General features: G+C 55.7%; 13 protein-coding genes and 3 pseudogenes. 9 read left to right on the top strand and 7 right to left on the bottom strand.

What is annotated here, in order from left to right; all coding sequences use genetic code 11:
- Window positions 1-128 precede the first annotated feature (128 nt).
- Together O1V66_RS16210 and O1V66_RS16205 are read right to left on the bottom strand one after the other, a co-directional pair.
- Entirely contained in the window at window positions 129-695 is a 567-nt protein-coding gene (locus tag O1V66_RS16210; RefSeq protein ID WP_045049764.1) for a DcrB family lipoprotein, read from the bottom strand.
- Window positions 696-802: 107 nt separating this feature from the next.
- A complete protein-coding gene (locus O1V66_RS16205) occupies window positions 803-1,492 on the bottom strand; it encodes a 7-cyano-7-deazaguanine/7-aminomethyl-7-deazaguanine transporter (protein ID WP_045049763.1) in 690 nt (229 codons plus the stop codon).
- 269 nt (window positions 1,493-1,761) lie between these two features.
- On the opposite strand from O1V66_RS16205, the gene tusA reads away from it, so the two are divergent.
- Window positions 1,762-2,013 (top strand): sulfurtransferase TusA, encoded by a 252-nt coding sequence (gene tusA, locus O1V66_RS16200; RefSeq protein WP_045049762.1) that lies wholly within the window; start codon window positions 1,762-1,764, stop codon window positions 2,011-2,013.
- An 88-nt stretch (window positions 2,014-2,101) separates the two neighbouring features.
- Here the strand turns inward: tusA and O1V66_RS16195 are convergent.
- The 4 genes and pseudogenes from O1V66_RS16195 to rsmD all read right to left on the bottom strand — a co-directional run bounded on the left by O1V66_RS16195 (window position 2,102) and on the right by rsmD (window position 6,301).
- Window positions 2,102-4,373: pseudogene (locus O1V66_RS16195) on the bottom strand (zinc/cadmium/mercury/lead-transporting ATPase).
- A 191-nt stretch (window positions 4,374-4,564) separates the two neighbouring features.
- On the bottom strand, window positions 4,565-5,191 hold the full coding sequence (locus O1V66_RS16190; protein WP_045049760.1) for a lysoplasmalogenase: 627 nt from the start codon (window positions 5,189-5,191) through the stop codon (window positions 4,565-4,567).
- Between the two features lie 224 nt (window positions 5,192-5,415).
- Window positions 5,416-5,691, bottom strand: a complete 276-nt coding sequence (locus tag O1V66_RS16185) for a DUF1145 family protein (RefSeq protein WP_045049759.1) — start codon at window positions 5,689-5,691, stop codon at window positions 5,416-5,418.
- Window positions 5,681-6,301, bottom strand: coding sequence for a 16S rRNA (guanine(966)-N(2))-methyltransferase (gene rsmD / locus O1V66_RS16180; protein ID WP_045049758.1), 621 nt, complete (start codon window positions 6,299-6,301; stop codon window positions 5,681-5,683). The genes O1V66_RS16185 and rsmD overlap by 11 nt, the downstream gene beginning before the upstream one ends.
- A 264-nt stretch (window positions 6,302-6,565) precedes the next feature.
- Here rsmD and ftsY point away from each other — a divergent pair, with 264 nt between their 5' ends.
- The 4 genes and pseudogenes from ftsY (at window position 6,566) to rpoH (ending at window position 10,869) form a co-directional block, all read left to right on the top strand.
- A complete protein-coding gene (gene ftsY / locus O1V66_RS16175; protein WP_045049757.1) occupies window positions 6,566-8,014 on the top strand; it encodes a signal recognition particle-docking protein FtsY in 1,449 nt (482 codons plus the stop codon).
- 5 nt (window positions 8,015-8,019) lie between these two features.
- Window positions 8,020-8,691: a cell division ATP-binding protein FtsE gene (gene ftsE, locus O1V66_RS16170; RefSeq protein ID WP_045049756.1), complete on the top strand. Its 672-nt coding sequence runs from the start codon at window positions 8,020-8,022 to the stop codon at window positions 8,689-8,691.
- 94 nt (window positions 8,692-8,785) lie between these two features.
- On the top strand, window positions 8,786-9,679 hold the full coding sequence (gene ftsX / locus O1V66_RS16165) for a permease-like cell division protein FtsX (RefSeq protein WP_330873493.1): 894 nt from the start codon (window positions 8,786-8,788) through the stop codon (window positions 9,677-9,679).
- 331 nt (window positions 9,680-10,010) lie between these two features.
- A pseudogene (rpoH, locus tag O1V66_RS16160) lies at window positions 10,011-10,869 on the top strand (RNA polymerase sigma factor RpoH).
- A gap of 97 nt (window positions 10,870-10,966) precedes the next feature.
- On the opposite strand, the gene panM reads toward rpoH, so the two are convergent.
- On the bottom strand, window positions 10,967-11,356 hold the full coding sequence (panM, locus tag O1V66_RS16155) for an aspartate 1-decarboxylase autocleavage activator PanM (RefSeq protein ID WP_045049753.1): 390 nt from the start codon (window positions 11,354-11,356) through the stop codon (window positions 10,967-10,969).
- 411 nt (window positions 11,357-11,767) lie between these two features.
- On the opposite strand from panM, the gene O1V66_RS16150 reads away from it, so the two are divergent.
- The 4 genes and pseudogenes from O1V66_RS16150 (at window position 11,768) to livG (ending at window position 15,945) form a co-directional block, all read left to right on the top strand.
- On the top strand, window positions 11,768-12,880 hold the full coding sequence (locus tag O1V66_RS16150) for a branched-chain amino acid ABC transporter substrate-binding protein (protein WP_045049752.1): 1,113 nt from the start codon (window positions 11,768-11,770) through the stop codon (window positions 12,878-12,880).
- Window positions 12,881-12,966: 86 nt separating this feature from the next.
- Window positions 12,967-13,892, top strand: a pseudogene (gene livH, locus O1V66_RS16145) (high-affinity branched-chain amino acid ABC transporter permease LivH).
- A complete protein-coding gene (locus O1V66_RS16140; protein WP_045049750.1) occupies window positions 13,889-15,178 on the top strand; it encodes a high-affinity branched-chain amino acid ABC transporter permease LivM in 1,290 nt (429 codons plus the stop codon). The pseudogene livH and the gene O1V66_RS16140 overlap by 4 nt, the downstream one beginning before the upstream one ends.
- Window positions 15,175-15,945: a high-affinity branched-chain amino acid ABC transporter ATP-binding protein LivG gene (gene livG / locus O1V66_RS16135; RefSeq protein ID WP_045049749.1), complete on the top strand. Its 771-nt coding sequence runs from the start codon at window positions 15,175-15,177 to the stop codon at window positions 15,943-15,945. Before O1V66_RS16140 ends, livG begins: the two co-directional genes overlap by 4 nt.

The following is a 15,945-nucleotide window of genomic DNA, read 5'->3' as shown; positions in this document are numbered from 1 at the left end:
TTTTGAGAACTTTTATGCGCGAGTAAGCGCTAATGTGTTCGTTTTTGCGCGAATTAAGGCGGGAAAGTGTCGAATTCGAATGGCGATGGCGTCAACGCGGAGAAGGGCTCTCCGCGTCAGGAACGCAATTACTGTACTTTCAGCGTAGAAATAATGGCTTCTGCGTCTGTCTGTGCCTGCTGCTGGTTATCTGCCGGCATGGTGATTTGCATTGTCATCAGCTGATTGTCGATTTTAGCCAGCACGATAGACGAATAGGCTTTCTGACCTGCGGAATTAATTACACTGTCGTACTGCTGCAGGGTCTGGCCGTTAACCTGGATAGATTTGTTGGTGACCACCTGCAAGTTGGTGTCGCGTTCGCGCTGCTGCTGCTCCAGACGGTTGGCCACGGCTTCCAGCGTGTCGGAGGTGGTGTCGCCCAGAATCACGATAACCGCTTTCTGCCCGGATTTATCGGCATAGACATGCATGTTGTTGGCCTGTGTGCCCAGCTTGCCGCTCTGGTCGCTCATGCCCTGTGGCAGCGCGAAGGCCAGTTTGCCGTCGAGCAGGCTTATCTGCTGCGCAGAGGTTGCGGCGGCGGGCGTCGCACCTTTGTCGGCTGAAGCCGTCTTGTCATCCGTTTTGCCATCGCAGGCAGCCAAACCGGCAACCAGCAGCGTTATTCCCATAAACTTGGCTAATTTGTGCATAGGGCTTCCTTTTAGATTCACGCGCTCTACCTCTGACAACGCGATGGCAGAGGTAGATGATTGACTTCACGACCTTTATGGCAACCTATTCAAGGCCGAAAAGCAAGTCAGATATTGGCGGCTTTTGTGTCGTCCTGAAACAGCACGGCATCGCTTTTACCTGAGACAGCAAGGCGCTTGAGCAGGACGTTAAGCAGCATACCGTACATCGGCAGGAAGAAAATCAGACAAATGAGCAATTTGAAGCTGTAATCCACCAGCGCAATCTCGACCCAGTGCTGCGCCATAAAGGCGTCGCTGCTTTTGTAGAAGGCAATGAAGAAGAACGCCAGCGTATCACTGATATTGCCGAGGAACATGGCTGCCGTGGGCGCAACCCACCAGCTGTTACGCTGGCGCAGGCGGTTAAACACCTGCACATCAAGAATCTGACCTAACACATAGGCCATGAAACTCGCCGTGGCGATGCGCGCGACCATCACGTTGAGACTGCTCAGCGAGGCAAGCCCCTGCCAGCTTCCCTGATAAAACAGCGCAGAGATGAAGTAGGAGATGATGAGCGCCGGCACCATGACCGACAGGATTATGCGACGTGCCAGAGGCGCACCGAAAATCCGCACCGTCAGATCGGTCGCGAGAAAAATAAACGGAAAGGTGAACGCGCCCCACGTGGTCGTAAAGCCGAAGATAGAAACGGGCAGCTGCACCAGGTAGTTGCTGGAGGTAATGATGGCGATATGGAAAAGCGAAAGCCATACCAACGCGGAAAACCGCTGTCGAGAGGTAAACGAGTACATAAATTGTGACCTTTTTAGTGGTTGGGGTGAGGGAACCCAATACTTTTGTATACGCCCGCACAGGCTTTGATGCCTTGCAGCGGTCAGGATAAATTTTGTGCTAAAAACGACGATTTTGCTATCGCGGCGCGCATACTATCCTTTCCCGTCCCGTTTGCGCAACAAAATCCTCCTGCCGGTAAACGCTAACTGCGGCTTGCGTCGAATATCAGGCGGGGTAAACTGACGCGGTTTACATCACGGCGAAGCCAAAAGGGTAGAAATTCGATATGACCGATCAATTTGAAGGTGCAGACCACCAGTTGGACGCGCTCGGCCTGCGTTGCCCCGAGCCGGTGATGATGGTGCGCAAAACCGTACGCAAAATGAATGAGGGCGAAACGCTGCTGATTCTGGCCGATGACCCCGCCACCACCCGCGATATTCCGGGCTTTTGCCGGTTTATGGAACACCAGTTGCTGGCGGCCGATACCGAGCAGTTGCCGTACCGTTTTTTACTGAAGAAAGGTATGGCCGAGTAGCGATTCTCGGCGATTCAAGCCCGCCGTTTTTAAAGAATCAATCCGGTGCAACGAATTTTCCCTGATAATTTCCTGATTTCTTCTGAAATCATGGGTGCGCTACCCTGATTTTTTCATGATTTTTTCGCAGCAGCCGCAGTGCGTTGGCCGTCACCAGCGCCGTCGCCCCCGAATCGGCCAGCACCGCCAGCCACAGACCGGTAAGGCCGAGCAGCGTGGTTATCAGGAACACGCCTTTCAGCCCGAGTGCGAGGGTAATGTTCTGACGAATATTGGCGCGGGTCGCTCTCGACAGGCGAATCATCTCCGCCAGCCCCGTCAGGCGGTTGTGAGTAAGCGCAGCGTCCGCCGTCTCCAGCGCAACATCGGTGCCGCTGCCCATCGCGATACCTATCCGCGCCGCTTTCATGGCGGGCGCATCGTTGATGCCATCGCCTACCATCGCCGTAACGCGATGCTGCGCCAGTTCACCTACAGCCAGCACCTTGTCTGCCGGTAATAGACCCGCCTTGAAGTCTATGCCCAGCGTTGCCGCAATAGCGCTAGCGGCACGCGGGTTGTCACCGGTCAGCATTACGGTCTCGATACCCAGCTTTTTCAACTCGGCCAGCGCCTCGATGGCATCATCACGGAGTGTGTCCTGCATTGCCAGCAGGCCGATGGCCCGTTGCGCTTGCAGCACGACCACAACGGTTTTGCCCGCGTTTTCGAGCGCCGTGACTTGCGCAATCGCGGATGCAGAGAGCGTGTCGGCAGACAGATGATTCGGGGCCGCGACCCGAATATGTTGATTCTCGACCCACCCCTCGACGCCGACGCCCGCCAGCGCCTTGCGGCGTTCGGCCACTGCATTCGGGCCTGCGGCGCGGCGGCAATAATCGCTCTGGCGAGCGGGTGATGTGAACCCGCTTCGACGGCGGCGGCTAGTGAAAGCAGTCGTTCGACCGAGATCTCGCCCAGGGCAATGCTGTCGGTGACCCTGGGTTTGCCTTGCGTCAGCGTGCCGGTTTTATCCAGCGCGAGGGTTTCGATGAGCGCCAGCTGCTCCAGCGCAGCTCCACCCTTGATCAAGGCACCCTGACGGGTTGCCGCGGCCAGAGCAGAGGTAATCGCCGCAGGCGTCGAGATGACCAGCGCGCAAGGACAGCCTATCAGCAGCAGCGTCAGACCCCGATAGATCCAGGTTTCCCACGACAACCCCATCGCCAGCGGCGGCACAACGATAACCAGCAGCGCCATCAGCATAATGACGGGCGTGTAATAACGACTGAAAGTATCGATGAAACGCTCAATCGGTGCGCGGCGCTCTTCGGCCTCTTCAATCAGTTGCAATATCCGGTCGATAGCACTTTGACCCGGCGCGGAGGCGACTTTCAATTGCGCAACGGTATCCACACACAGACTGCCCGCCGGAACTTTCTCGCCGGGCTGGCGTTCAACCGGCACGGATTCCCCGTCAGCGCACTTTCATCAAAGCTGGCGGCTGCATTGAGCAGCACGGCATCCACCGGTAAACGGCCCCCGGCAGCGACTTCAATCACATCATCAAGCGCCAGTTCGGCAACCGGCACCGTATGAAGCGTGCCCTCTCTACGCCGTTGCGCACTTTCCGGCACCAGCGCCATCAGCGCTTTTACCCCGCTGCGCGCACGGCTCGCCGCAAAGGCTTCCAGCTTTTCGCCGACGGCAAAGAGCAGCAGCACCATTGCCGCTTCGGCCGTGGCACCGATAAACAGCGCGCCGATGGCGGCAATGCTCATCAAGGTTTCGATGGCAAAGGGCGTGCCGCTGCGAGTAAGACGCATCGCCTGTCGCAACACCGGCCACAGGCCGACCAGCGTCGTCGCGATAAAGGCCAGATTTCCCCATTGCGGATTCACCTGCGCCAGCGCGACGCTGAGCAACATCAGGACAATAAGCGCAAGGAGCGGCGCATTCTCTTTCAGACGGGTCGGAGCGGCATGAGGAAGTTCTGAAGAATTTCTGACAGAAGGCGTGAGAGTAAAGCCCGCGGACTCTACGGCCTGAGTAATTTGTGAGGAAATGCTGAGAGTCGAGGGGGACAATACCGCATCGACCACCAGCTTCTCGGTGGCAAACAGCACCTTTGCGCGGCTCACACCGTCGAGCCCACTCACGGCCTTTTCCACTTTGCGGGCGCAGCTTGGGCAGTCCATCCCACTGACTTTCCAGCTCATCCGCCGAGTATCTGGCGCAGCGGTTTCCGGTAAAGGGGAATCAACCACGGGGGCATCCGCAAGCTGAATGCGACTAATTTGCTTGAACGAGGGCGCGCGTGACACGGAGGTATGGCAGCTTGTACCACAACTTTTGGAATGCTGATGCTGCTTGATAGACATGAATCCTCCCGACGAGCGTCATTGCCCTCTACTGTTCAGGAGTGTACACCTTGGAGTTAACTCCAGGGTCAAGGCGAAATAGAGTATGCCGGGCAGGAGAGGTTTAGGGGGAAAATTTTACCGGGACTCAAGCACGCATTAACGCCTCTTTGAAACCAACGCTGTAGATATTCAAAGAGGCGCTGAAGGTTTTACACGTACAGCGAACGCACAATCAGGAAGTGTCCGCCGAAATAGCAGGCGGCGACAATGGCGTCGGCGGCGCGGAATTTGTAGCGATAGTGGCTGACCATCCAGATGATGTTGGCGACCAGCAGCAGAATCGAGCCGCACAGCAGCGAGAAGGCCAGATCGGTACTCCGGAAGAAATACTGCTCACCCGCGACCCACACCATAAGTAACGTCATGGCAATAAAGGTGATTACCGCCCAACGCATCTCCTCGAGTCGGCTCCATATTACTGCCAGAAGGATTGCGCCGATAACCAGCAGCACTACCGGCAGCGGCCAGAAGAAGGTGAAACTCATCTGACTGGCAAAACTCAGGGTATAGAGAAGATGAGAAAGGAAAAATGCGCCAATGGCGTAAAGATGGCGCTCCCTCGGCATCAGCAGCAGGGCATCGGCGACCAGCGTCGCCAGCAGGCCCAGCACAATCAGGTAGCCGTTGGTACTCATCACGGGAGCTTGCCAGGCCAGCAGCATCAGCAACAGCAGGGTAACGGGTTTGAATAGCCATCCCTGCCAGCGAGGGCCGCGATAGCGTGCGTCGACGTAAAGCCAACCAGAAAGCAATACTGCAATAAACGGCCAACTCATTGTTTGTCCTTATCTAATGAAAGAAAGCAAAGAACTGCCAAAACGGTAAAGCCCTCCGGCTCGACCTCATGAACTAAGTGTAGGAGAGGCAAAGGGGAGCCGACAATCTTAAAACAGGCTTAAAATTATGCGGGACGTGACAAAAGAGGCATTTTGAGAAACAAGAGGGGGATAAAAAACAAAACACCGCGCGGAAGGCGGTGTTTCTGGAAAGGGAATCGCGCTTACTTCTTCGGCAGGGGAGGCTGTTTTTTCTGCCAGGCCAGCAGTTCAAACACGCCAAACAGGAAAATACGCAACTGCAACCAGCCACCGATGGCGGGCTGATCCTTGGTCTGGGTCGCTTTTAACAGCATGACTTGCACGCCGTGCATGAAGAACATGAATACCATGGCGACGTCGAGGAAGTATCTCATCGGTTTCGGAAACGGATGAATGACGTTCGACAGCAGAAAAGCCCAGATGCAAAGCATCAACAAACGACCAATATTAATCAACATCTGACTGCTCCTGTGGCGAGGCGTCAGCAGGCGTGACGTCGCGGTGATAAAGGCGATAGGCGACTTGTCCGGCAATTTTTTCGCGATACAAACGCCAGCTGGCGGGCACCGGAATAGCGCCGTGTTCAACTTCTGATTCAATGTAAATCCAGGCTTCGTCCGCCAGCCAGCCCTGGCTGTCGAGCAGGCCTATCGTGTCTTGCAAAATCCCTTTGCGGAACGGCGGATCGAGGAAGATAACCTCGTGCGGCGTGCCATTTTTTGCCAGCCAGTTCAAGGTGTTGACGTTAACTACCTGTCCATTCTGGCTGTTGAGCAGCGCCAGATTGCGCTCTAGCTGCTGCGCCACCGGTTTTTCGAATTCCAGCAGCGTGGCGCTGCCTGCATAGCGGGACAGCGCTTCGATGCCCAGTGCGCCGCTGCCGGCAAAGCAGTCCAGACAGCGCGCGCCCTGAATGACCGGTGCCAGCCAGTTAAAGAGCGTCTCTCTGACCCTGTCGGTTGTAGGGCGCAGTCCGGGACTGTGCGGCACTGGCAGCTTGCGTCCACGCCATTGCCCGCCAATCAGGCGAATCTGGCCGGCTGGCTGGGTTTGCGGTTTTTTTGCCATAGTCTTTATGATGGTAACTTCTGGTTATAAATAGCTTCGTGGGTGTTCAGAACACGGTTTGGGAGGCTATTCTACCGGTGTGACGTCCCGTAGGCTACCGCGACATCACGGGCAAGGCGTATTAGACAGCGTAGTCGATTGTATGAGCTGTGGAAATCGTCACTCAGACGTGTTGCGTTTAAGGGAAAGTGATAGACTGCTAGGTTATTACCCTATCAATAATCCGGTTCGTCGGGAATTAACGGCGTGGAGTGAAGTTGTAAAATGGCAAAAGAGAAAAAACGCGGTTTTCTTTCCTGGTTTGGACGTGGTCGCAAGGAAGAAGAACAGCCGCAGGAAGTAGAAAAGGTTGAGCAATCCGTCGAGCCGGTAGAACAGGCCGAGGTAATAACTCCCGCCCATTCAGAAACCCATTCCGAAGCCGGGGCCGTTGAGGTTCACACGGCCGAGCCCGCTGAAGCGGAAAAGGTCGAGCCGGTTACAGAAACTGCGCAGTCCGCCGAAGCGCTGGCACAGGAAATCGTCGAAGTTACCGAAGATGTCGTCGCAAGACAGCATCCGGTTGAATCCGAGCCTGTGCGCGAGCCAGCGCCCGTCATCGATCCTGAACCTGTCGTCGAGCCGCAGCCGGTTATCGAACCCGAGCCGGAAATCCAGCCGGAGCCGGAGAAAGAACCTGAACCGGAAATCGAACCCGAACCCGAGAATGAGCCAGAGCCGTTGCCGGTGGCGCTCGAGCCATTGGTCAGCCTGCCTGCGCTTGAACAGCAGACCGAACAGGAACGTCCAACCAGAGAAGGCTTCTTCGCCCGCCTGAAACGCAGCCTGGTCAAGACCAGACAGAATCTGGGTTCCGGTTTTGTCGGCCTGTTCCGTGGCAAGAAAATCGACGACGATCTCTTTGACGAGCTGGAAGAACAGTTGCTTATCGCCGACGTTGGCGTTGAAACCACGCGCAAAATCATTACTTCGCTGACCGAACACGCCAGCCGCAAACAGTTGAAAGATGCGGAAGCGCTGTACGGCAAGCTGAAGGAAGAAATGTCCGAAATTTTGGCGAAAGTCGACAAGCCGCTGGATGTAGGCGGTAAAACCCCGTATGTCATCCTGATGGTAGGCGTCAACGGCGTCGGCAAAACCACCACCATCGGCAAGCTGGCGCGCCAGTTCGAGGCCGAAGGCAAGTCGGTGATGCTGGCTGCGGGCGACACCTTCCGCGCTGCGGCAGTCGAGCAGCTACAGGTTTGGGGTCAGCGCAACAATATTCCGGTGATTGCCCAGCATACCGGGGCCGATTCCGCGTCGGTGATTTTCGATGCGATTCAGGCCGCCAAGTCGCGCAAGATAGACGTGCTGATCGCCGATACGGCGGGCCGTTTGCAGAATAAATCTCATCTGATGGAAGAACTTAAGAAGATTGTCCGCGTTATGAAAAAGCTGGATGTCGACGCCCCTCATGAGGTTATGCTGACGCTGGATGCCAGCACCGGACAAAACGCGGTAAGTCAGGCAAAACTGTTTAACGAAGCGGTTGGCCTGACCGGTATTACCCTGACCAAACTTGACGGAACGGCCAAAGGCGGCGTGATCTTCGCCATCGCCGACCAGTTCGAGATCCCTATCCGTTATATCGGTGTAGGTGAAGGCATCGAAGATTTAAGGCCGTTTAAGGCAGACGATTTTATTGAGGCACTTTTTGCCCGAGAGGATTAATACGGATGATTCGCTTTGAACAGGTCAGTAAAGCTTATCTAGGCGGGCGACAGGCGCTGCAAGGCGTCGATTTCCATATTCAGCAGGGCGAGATGGCATTTCTGACCGGCCATTCCGGAGCCGGTAAAAGTACCCTGCTGAAGCTGATTTGCGGTATTGAACGCCCGAGTGCAGGACATATTCTATTTGGCGGCCATGATATTAGCCGTCTGAAAAGCCGCGAAGTCCCGTTTCTGCGTCGGCAGATTGGCATGATCTTTCAGGATCACCACCTGCTGCTCGACAGAACGGTTTATGACAACGTCGCTATGCCGCTGATTATCGCCGGTGCCAGCGGTGAAGACATTCGCCGCCGCGTTTCGGCTGCGCTGGACAAGGTCGGACTGCTGGACAAGGCGAAAAACTTTCCCATTCAGCTTTCCGGCGGTGAACAGCAGCGCGTCGGCATTGCCCGCGCCGTCGTCAACAAGCCGGCCGTGCTGCTGGCCGACGAACCTACGGGTAACCTGGATGAAGTGCTGTCGGAGGGGATTTTGCGGCTGTTTGAAGAGTTTAACCGCGTGGGCGTTACCGTCCTGATGGCAACGCACGATATGGGCCTTATCGCCAGCCGTCGTTACCGCACGCTGACGCTGAGTCAGGGAAGAATGGCAGGAGGCGCCTACCATGGCCAATAGTCCAAAACCTGCGGGCAATGCGAAACCGGCCAAGACGGCCAAAAGCGCACGCGAATCGAAAAGCAGGGCGCTGCAGGGCGGATTCCGCGAGCAGATGCGCTATGCGTGGAGCAACACCGTCCGCGATATGCTGCGTCAGCCGCTGGCCACTCTGTTGACCATCATGGTTATCGCCATTTCGCTGACGCTGCCGAGTGTCTGTTATCTGGTGTGGAAAAACGTCAGTCAGGCGGCGGAACAGTGGTATCCCACGCCACAGCTTACCGTCTATATCGACAAGTCGCTGGACGACGATGCCGCACTGAATGTGGTGAAAGCCCTGAAAGCGGAAGCGGGCGTCGACAAGGTCAACTACCTGTCTCGTCAGGAAGCGATGGGCGAATTCCGCAACTGGTCCGGCTTTGGCGGCGCAATGGATATGCTGGAGCAGAACCCGTTGCCTGCGGTGGCTATCGTGACGCCGAAGATGAATTTCCAGGGGTCGGATACGCTGAACACCTTGCGTGACCGCGTTGCGGCCGTTCAGGGTGTCGATGAAGTTCGTATGGATGACAGCTGGTTCGCCAGACTCGCCGCGCTGACCGGACTGGTCGGGCAAATTGCTGCGATGATAGGCATTCTGATGATTGTGGCGGTGTTCCTGGTCATCGGTAACAGTGTGCGTCTGAGCATCTTCAGTCGTCGCGACACCATTAACGTGATGAAGCTAATTGGCGCGACCGACGGCTTTATTCTGCGGCCGTTCCTCAACGGCGGCGCGATGCTCGGCTTCTGCGGCGCGGCGCTGTCGTTGCTGCTCTCCGAAGCGCTGGTTCTGCGTCTCGAAGCCGTCGTGACACAGGTGGCATCGGTATTCGGCACCACGTTCGACCTTCACGGCCTCGGCTGGGACGAAAGTCTGCTGCTGTTAATCGTAGCCGCAATGATCGGCTGGGTAGCGGCTTATCTGGCCACGGTGCAACATTTACGACGATTTACACCACAATAAGATTTTTTTGTTATACTCTTCCCTTGTAGCTGCGGGTTGTGCTGCAAGGGAAGATCCCCATATCAATTAACTGCACCAAAGGATCCCTGCGAATCAGGATCTTGAAACTCTTCTTCCCTCTTGAGCACAATTTCCCAATCTATTCCCTGTTACCTCGCATACAGTCTTTGGGCCGTAATGGCACGAAAGACTGAACTTTGAATGAGTGTCAGGGTCGAATTTGCAGCAAATGTGAGCGGTTCTTCGTTGTTGTTATCCGGTTACATCCGTCGGTACTCACTCCGCGGCAACGATGAGTAAAACCTTCTTACGTCACATTGGAGAGGCTTTAATGACCAAAGAAATGCAAACTTTAGCATTAGTACCCCAAGGTAGCCTGGAAGCCTATGTACGGGCAGCCAACACCTATCCTATGCTCACCGCAGAGGAAGAAAGGGCGCTGGCTGAACGGCTGCATTACGAAGGCGATCTGGACGCAGCAAAGCAGCTTATCCTATCTCACCTGCGCTTTGTCGCTCATATCGCCCGTAATTATTCAGGCTATGGTCTGCCGCAGGCTGACCTTATCCAGGAAGGTAATATCGGCCTGATGAAAGCGGTTCGCCGTTTTAATCCCGAAGTCGGTGTGCGTCTGGTTTCGTTCGCCGTGCACTGGATCAAGGCAGAAATCCACGAATACGTGCTGCGCAACTGGCGTATCGTAAAAGTGGCCACCACCAAGGCACAGCGCAAACTGTTCTTTAACCTGCGTAAAAACAAGCAGCGTCTGGGTTGGTTCAGCCATGAAGAAGTCGAACACGTGGCGCGCGAACTCGGCGTGACCAGTAAAGACGTGCTGGAAATGGAATCCCGCATGGCCGCACAGGACATGACTTTCGACCCAACGCCCGACGAAGAGCCGCGCGATGGTCAGGCCATGGCCCCTATGCTGTACCTGCAGGACAAAAGCTCTGACTTCGCCGAAAGCATCGAAGAAGACAACTGGGAATCCAGCGCGGCCGACAAACTGACCTTCGCGATGGAAGGCCTTGACGAGCGTAGCCAGGACATCATCCGTGCCCGCTGGCTCGACGACGACAACAAGTCGACGTTGCAGGAACTGGCCGACAAGTATGGCGTTTCCGCAGAAACGTGTTCGCCAGCTTGAAAAGAACGCAATGAAAAAACTGCGTATGGCTATCGAAGCCTGATGCCCGTCAGAAAAACGTGGGTTTGACAACGCGTTAAGTGAAAAAGCGACCTCCGGGGTCGCTTTTTTTATGCCTGCTCTTCAGCACACGCGGCGTTTTAGTTTCGTGATTTTCGCCATACGTTTTCTTCAAGTTTAAACCCGCAGGCGCGCATAAAGGCCGCAAGCCCCGCATCTTCGGCAATATCGTCCATCGTCAATTCCGCCACCTTCGGCAACTGCTGCTGGAGAATCTCGAGCAGATACAGCCCGACACCCCGCCTGCGTGTCACTTCCCGCACACATAAATCGTCGAGTTTCGCCTGCGAATCACGGACTGAAACTTTAACGGCCGCCAGCAGACGATCGTTGAAGCGTGCCGCGAATATCATCTGCTCCGGCGTCAGCCATTGCTGCCAGACGCCCGGCGATTGCCTAGGCCAGATTTTGGCGAGATCCAGCAGGTCCTGCGAGGAAAGGCTGTCGAGTTTTATTATGGTCAATTTCATGAGTGCGCCAGGGATTACCAGATAAAAGGGACTGAAACAGTGTAAGGGATCGCGAGCCAATCGTTGCGTAAGTTTTTTTGTACAGTAACAGGTCGAAAATATTTTTGGTGTTACCGTATAAAATATAAACGGCGGACTAATTAAATTTTGGCAGCGTTTACCGCTGACATTTTGCCCATTCGTCGCCTTTTTACCCAAATAAAATTCTGTTTACACCTCTTGTTTCTGGATGTGTGATTTGATTTACAGAAGAAAATACCTGTTTAATAACGTGATAAATAAGCGTTTTATTAGAGAATAAGACCAAAAAAACCTGCTAACTCATTATTACTATTGGCGAAAGCGGTAAGTGAGCATGTTTTAAGCAGGTGAATAGACAACATCACAACATAATCGAATGGGGTAGTCAGGATGAAATTATCAAAGGGTAAGCTCTGGTTGGCAGGCTGCGTTGCGTTGGCAATCGGGCATTCTGCCGTGGCGCAGGATATCAAGATAGCCATCGTCGGCGCGATGTCCGGTCCGGTCGCCCAATACGGCGACATGGAATTCACCGGCGCAAAACAGGCTATCGCGGACATCAATGCCAAGGGCGGCATCAAGGGCGACAAACTGGTTGGCGTTGAATACGACGACGCGTGCGATCCTAAACAGGCCGTTGCGGTCGCCAACAAAGTGATCAATGACGGTATTCGTTACGTGATTGGCCACCTTTGCTCATCCTCTACCCAGCCTGCATCGGACATTTATGAAGATGAAGGCGTGATAATGATTACCCCTGCGGCCACCAATGCCGACCTGACGACCCGTGGCTACAAGATGATCATGCGCACAACCGGTCTGGATTCCGATCAGGGGCCTACCGCCGCGAAATACATCCTCGATGTCGTGAAACCCCAGCGTATCGCGGTAATCCACGACAAGCAGCAGTATGGCGAAGGGCTGGCGCGTTCGGTGCAGGAAAGCCTGAAAAAATCCGGCGGCAATGTGGTGCTGTTTGAAGGGATCACGGCGGGCGACAAAGATTTCTCGACGCTGGTGGCGCGCCTCAAGAAAGAGAACGTCGACTTCGTGTACTTCGGCGGTTATTACCCGGAGATGGGCCAGATTCTGCGCCAGTCCAAACAGGCCGGCCTGAATGCCAAATTTATGGGGCCTGAAGGCGTGGGCAACTCTTCTCTGTCGAACATTGCCGGGGCGGCATCGGAAGGCATGCTGGTCACGCTGCCAAAACGTTATGACCAGGTGCCTGCCAACAAACCCGTCGTCGATGCGCTGAAAGCCAAAAAGCTCGACCCGACCGGTCCTTTTGTCTGGACCACCTATGCCGCGCTGCAATCGCTAACCACCGGCATGACCCGCAGCGGCAGCATGGAGCCGGAAGAGATTGTCAAAAACCTCAAATCCGCTCCGGTCGATACCGTGATGGGACCTCTAAGCTGGGACGCGAAGGGCGACCTCAAAGGCTTCGAGTTTGGCGTCTTCCAGTGGCATGCCGACGGCACGTCCACGCCAATCCAGTAATTTTTATTTCGCTTGCTGTAACAGGACTGCGGGGGCATGGGCCGCCGCAGCTCTAGTATCGCCGGGTTTCATTTAAGGTGTGTGGTATGTCCGAGCAGTTTCTCTATTTTATCCAGCAGATGTTCAACGGTGTCACCCTGGGCAGCACGTATGCGCTGATAGCCATTGGTTACACGATGGTCTACGGCATTATCGGCATGATCAACTTCGCGCACGGCGAGGTGTACATGATAGGCAGCTATGTCTCCTTTATCGTGATTGCCGCACTGATGATGGTAGGCATTGATGCAAGCTGGCTGCTGATTGGCGCCGGATTTATCGCCGCCATCGTCATTTCCAGCGCCTACGGCTGGAGCATCGAGCGCGTGGCCTATAAACCCGTGCGCAATTCCAAACGTCTGATTGCCCTGATTTCCGCCATCGGGATGTCTATCTTCCTGCAAAACTATGTCAGCCTCACGCAAGGCTCACGCGATCTTGCGCTGCCGAGTCTGGTCACCGGCCAGTGGACGCTGGGCGAAACCAACGGCTTTGCCGCCACCATCAGCACCATGCAGCTGATTATCTGGATAGTCACTTTTATCGCCATGCTGGGGCTTACGTTGTTTATTCGCTACTCGCGAATGGGACGCGCCTGCCGTGCCTGCGCCGAAGATCTGAAAATGGCCAGCCTGCTCGGTATCAATACCGATCGCGTTATCTCGCTGACCTTCGTGATTGGTGCGCTGATGGCGGCGGTCGCGGGCGTATTGCTGGGCCAGTTCTATGGCGTGATTAACCCGTATATCGGTTTTATGGCGGGTATGAAAGCCTTCACCGCCGCCGTTCTGGGGGCATCGGCAGCATTCCGGGCGCGATGATTGGCGGGCTTATCCTTGGCGTGGCCGAGGCGCTGACGTCTGCCTATTTAAGTACCGAATATAAAGATGTGGTGTCGTTTGCGCTGCTGATTGTCGTGTTGCTGGTTTTGCCGACCGGGATTCTGGGCCGTCCGGAGGTTGAGAAAGTATGAAGCACCTCAACCTGCTCAATGCGCTCGTCTCTACGTTGGTTCTTCTGGTCCTGGCCTCGTTTATCATGGGCTTGCAACTGAGTCTCGAAGGCACGCATCTGGTCGTTCACGGCGCGGATGCGGTGCGCTGGTACTGGATAGCCGCCGGATGTGCAGTTGTCTTCGTGTTTCAGTTGTTCCGGCCGCTGCTGCAAAAGGGGCTGAAAAAGGTTTCCGGCCCAAGCTTTGTTCTGCCGAGTTTCGATGGCTCGACGGCCAAACAGAAATGGCTCGCGGGGGTGATGATTATCGCCGCCATTGCCTGGCCGTTTATCGTGTCTCGCGGCACTGTGGATATCGCCACGCTGACGCTCATCTACATCATGCTGGGCCTCGGACTGAACGTGGTCGTCGGGCTTTCAGGGTTGCTGGTCCTGGGCTATGGCGGTTTCTATGCCGTGGGTGCCTACACCTACGCGCTGCTCAATCACTATTACGGCATCGGTTTCTGGGAGGCGCTGCCGCTGGCGGGGCTGGTCTCGGCGGCGTTCGGTTTTCTGCTCGGTTTTCCGGTATTGCGGCTGCGCGGCGACTATCTGGCCATCGTGACCCTCGGCTTCGGCGAAATCGTGCGTATTCTGCTGCTCAATAACACCGAGATCACCGGCGGCCCCAACGGCATCAGCCAGATCCCGAAACCCACGCTGTTCGGACTGGAGTTCAGCCGTACCGCACGCGAGGGCGGCTGGGATACCTTCAGCCATTTCTTCGGGCTACGCTATGATCCCGGCGATCGCATTATCTTTCTCTACATGGTCGCGTTGCTGCTGGTTATTCTGACGCTGTTCGTGATCAACCGCCTGTTGCGCATGCCGCTGGGCCGTGCATGGGAAGCGCTGCGCGAAGACGAGATAGCCTGTCGCTCGCTGGGGCTGAACCCGACCCGCATCAAACTGACCGCCTTTACCATCAGCGCCGCCTTTGCCGGTTTCGCCGGGACCTTGTTTGCCGCGCGTCAGGGCTTTGTCAGCCCCGAATCCTTTACCTTTGTCGAGTCGGCTTTTGTGCTCGCCATCGTGGTTCTGGGCGGCATGGGTTCGCAGTTTGCGGTAATTCTGGCGGCAATCCTGCTGGTGGTGTCCCGTGAACTGATGCGTGATCTGAATGAATACAGCATGTTGCTGCTCGGAGCGCTGATGGTCTTGATGATGATCTGGCGACCGCAGGGATTACTGCCGATGAAACGCCCGCAGCTCAAGCTGAAAGTGGCCGATAAAATCGCCGCAGACAAGGGAGAGCAGGCATGAGTACGCAACCTTTGTTACAGGTCGAAGGGCTGACGATGCGCTTCGGCGGCCTGCTGGCGGTCAATAATGTGGCCCTGCAACTGAATCAGGGAGAAATCGTGTCGCTAATCGGCCCGAACGGAGCCGGAAAAACAACGGTATTCAACTGCCTGACCGGTTTCTATCGTCCGAGCGGCGGCACCATCATGCTGCGCGAACACCATCTCGAAGGGCTGCCGGGCCAGAAGATAGCCCGCATGGGCGTTGTGCGCACTTTCCAGCACGTGCGGCTGTTCCGCGAAATGACCGTGATTGAAAACCTGCTGGTTGCGCAACATCGGCATTTAAAAAGCGGGGTACTGGCAGGCTTGTTCAAGACGCCGGGCTTTCGTCGCGCCGAGGCGGATGCGCTCGACCGCGCCGCGCAGTGGCTTGACCGCGTGGGACTTCTGGCGCTGGCAAACCGGCAGGCCGGGAATCTGGCCTATGGTCAGCAGCGTCGGCTGGAAATCGTGCGCTGCATGGTCACGCAGCCTGAAATCCTGATGCTCGACGAACCGGCCGCCGGACTCAACCCGCGCGAAACGGAAGAACTGAACCAGCTGATTGCCGAGTTGCGCAACCAGCACAAGGTTTCCGTGTTGCTGATTGAACACGATATGAAACTGGTGATGGGCATCTCCGACCGCATTTATGTGGTCAATCAGGGAACGCCGCTGGCACAGGGCACGCCACAGGAAATTCGTAATAATCCAGACGTCATTCGTGCGTATTTGGGCGAGGGATAA

The sequence above is a fragment of the Rouxiella chamberiensis genome (genome assembly GCF_026967475.1).
Taxonomy (GTDB): domain Bacteria; phylum Pseudomonadota; class Gammaproteobacteria; order Enterobacterales; family Enterobacteriaceae; genus Rouxiella; species Rouxiella chamberiensis.
Note: the sequence above shows the minus strand (reverse complement) of the source record. Positions and strands in the feature narration are given on the sequence as shown.

Excerpts from the sequence above, each read along its gene's own strand:
- ftsX (WP_330873493.1), top strand. The coding sequence starts at position 8,786 with ATGCGCTATGCGTGGAGCAACACCGTCCGCGATATGCTGCGTCAGCCG.
- tusA (WP_045049762.1), top strand. The coding sequence starts at position 1,762 with ATGACCGATCAATTTGAAGGTGCAGACCACCAGTTGGACGCGCTCGGC.
- O1V66_RS16190 (WP_045049760.1), bottom strand. The coding sequence starts at position 5,191 with ATGAGTTGGCCGTTTATTGCAGTATTGCTTTCTGGTTGGCTTTACGTC.
- O1V66_RS16140 (WP_045049750.1), top strand. The coding sequence starts at position 13,889 with ATGAAGCACCTCAACCTGCTCAATGCGCTCGTCTCTACGTTGGTTCTT.
- rsmD (WP_045049758.1), bottom strand. The coding sequence starts at position 6,301 with ATGGCAAAAAAACCGCAAACCCAGCCAGCCGGCCAGATTCGCCTGATT.
- O1V66_RS16150 (WP_045049752.1), top strand. The coding sequence starts at position 11,768 with ATGAAATTATCAAAGGGTAAGCTCTGGTTGGCAGGCTGCGTTGCGTTG.
- ftsY (WP_045049757.1), top strand. The coding sequence starts at position 6,566 with ATGGCAAAAGAGAAAAAACGCGGTTTTCTTTCCTGGTTTGGACGTGGT.
- O1V66_RS16185 (WP_045049759.1), bottom strand. The coding sequence starts at position 5,691 with ATGTTGATTAATATTGGTCGTTTGTTGATGCTTTGCATCTGGGCTTTT.
- O1V66_RS16210 (WP_045049764.1), bottom strand. The coding sequence starts at position 695 with ATGCACAAATTAGCCAAGTTTATGGGAATAACGCTGCTGGTTGCCGGT.
- O1V66_RS16205 (WP_045049763.1), bottom strand. The coding sequence starts at position 1,492 with ATGTACTCGTTTACCTCTCGACAGCGGTTTTCCGCGTTGGTATGGCTT.
- panM (WP_045049753.1), bottom strand. The coding sequence starts at position 11,356 with ATGAAATTGACCATAATAAAACTCGACAGCCTTTCCTCGCAGGACCTG.
- ftsE (WP_045049756.1), top strand. The coding sequence starts at position 8,020 with ATGATTCGCTTTGAACAGGTCAGTAAAGCTTATCTAGGCGGGCGACAG.
- livG (WP_045049749.1), top strand. The coding sequence starts at position 15,175 with ATGAGTACGCAACCTTTGTTACAGGTCGAAGGGCTGACGATGCGCTTC.